Source organism: Streptomyces sp. B1866 (genome assembly GCF_031932565.1).
GTDB lineage: Bacteria > Actinomycetota > Actinomycetes > Streptomycetales > Streptomycetaceae > Streptomyces.
In genome coordinates this window covers 1-709 of sequence record NZ_JAVSCF010000575.1, presented here as the reverse complement: position 1 = coordinate 709, position 709 = coordinate 1, and the positions used below count along the sequence as shown (strand labels likewise).

Below are 709 nucleotides of genomic sequence, written 5' to 3'. Positions count from 1 at the left end.
GGGCTCCGTGCGCACGGAGCCCGGGTCGGGCGCGGGTCCGCACGCCGGACGCGCGGGCCGCGCGGCGGGGGCCGCCGCGCGGCGGACCGCGCCCGCCCTGCTGGCGTACGCGTCGGCGCGGCTGCTGGGTCTGGTGACCCTGCTGGTGTGGAGCGCGGCGGCGGGCACGAGCGCGCACCGGCTGCTGTCCGACCGCTGGGACGCGGTCTGGTATGCCCGGATCGCGGCGGACGGCTACGGCCGCACCGTCCGCCTGCCCGACGGCGCGGTCCACTCCGACCTGGCCTTCTTTCCGCTGCTGCCGTGGCTTGAGCGGCTGATCGCGGCCGCCTCCCCGCTCGGCGAGGGGGACGCGGGGCTGGTGGTCTCCGCGGTGGCCTCGGTCGCCGCCGCGTGGGGTCTGTTCGCGGTCGGCGACCTGCTGCACGGGCGGCGGGCGGGCGTCGCGCTCGCGGCCCTGTGGGGCGTGCTGCCGGTGGCGGTCGTGCAGTCGATGGCGTACTCGGAGTCGCTGTTCACGGCGCTGGCCGTGTGGTCGCTGCACGCGGTGCTCACCGGCCGGTGGGTACGGGCGGGCGCGCTCGCGGCACTGGCCGGGCTGACCCGGCCGGTGGGGATGGCGGTCGTGGCGGCCGTGTGGTGCGGCGCGGCGGCGGCGCTGCGGCGACGCCGGGCCGGCCCCGGACCCGGTGGCGGGGGGCGGGCGGCG

Annotated in this window: 1 protein-coding gene; it reads left to right on the top strand. The window is 80.4% G+C overall.

What is annotated here, in order from left to right:
• Nucleotides 1–97: 97 nt before the first annotated feature.
• Nucleotides 98–709, top strand: a 612-nt coding sequence (locus RKE29_RS30260) for a glycosyltransferase family 39 protein (RefSeq protein WP_312008897.1), incomplete at its 3' end; no start/stop codon positions are given.